This window comes from Brucella sp. NBRC 12950 (assembly GCF_030268145.1).
GTDB lineage: Bacteria > Pseudomonadota > Alphaproteobacteria > Rhizobiales > Rhizobiaceae > Brucella.
Genome location: NZ_BSQC01000043.1, coordinates 1 through 690, shown reverse-complemented (window position 1 = coordinate 690; position 690 = coordinate 1). Strand labels below are relative to the sequence as shown.

Below are 690 nucleotides of genomic sequence, written 5' to 3'. Positions count from 1 at the left end.
CAAAGGGTATTCGCACCTCCCCGACGCTTATCGCAGCGTATCACGTCCTTCATCGCCTGTGCATGCCAAGGCATCCACCAAATGCCCTTAAGACACTTGATCACTCTCATTGCCAATATCCATCAAACTATTAAAGTCTGACGTTATCAGCAGAAAGACCAGCTTCTCGAGATACAATCGGTGGCGCGGTCAGGCTGCCAATCATAATGCAAGGCTTGAGCAAGCTCTTGCGACACTGATCATTGATCAGTCCGATTACATCTTCTCTTCACTATTTCATACAGAACAGGCAAATCACTCAAAGCGATCTGCAATCACGTTTCTTTCTTTTGTTGATTGACCAAAATCCGTCCTACTCGACACCAAAAAAGTGATGGTGGAGCTTATCGGGATCGAACCGATGACCCCCTGCTTGCAAAGCAGGTGCTCTCCCAGCTGAGCTAAAGCCCCTTATCACATTTATCAAAGCAAAGCTTTGCAAGGCCAAGCGGCCGTCGCAGCCCATGCTGCGCTCACGCGAAGTGCAAGCAGCGATAGCTGCGTACGGCACGTGAGCGATAATTTGGTGGGCCTGGGAGGACTTGAACCTCCGACCCCACGCTTATCAAGCGTGTGCTCTAACCAACTGAGCTACAAGCCCATATACTTTCGCCACCCCTTCAAGAGGGCGCCAATACAGGACGCTAGTCC

At 50.6% G+C, this 690-nt stretch carries 2 tRNA genes and 1 rRNA gene; all 3 read right to left on the bottom strand.

The window, feature by feature from the left end:
* A 23S ribosomal RNA gene (locus QSJ70_RS27340) occupies positions 1-102 on the bottom strand; the annotation flags it as partial.
* 272 nt (positions 103-374) lie between these two features.
* Positions 375-450: transfer RNA gene (locus tag QSJ70_RS27335), tRNA-Ala, on the bottom strand.
* Positions 451-563: 113 nt separating this feature from the next.
* Positions 564-640 (bottom strand) — tRNA-Ile (locus QSJ70_RS27330).
* Between the last annotated feature and the right edge of the window lie 50 nt (positions 641-690).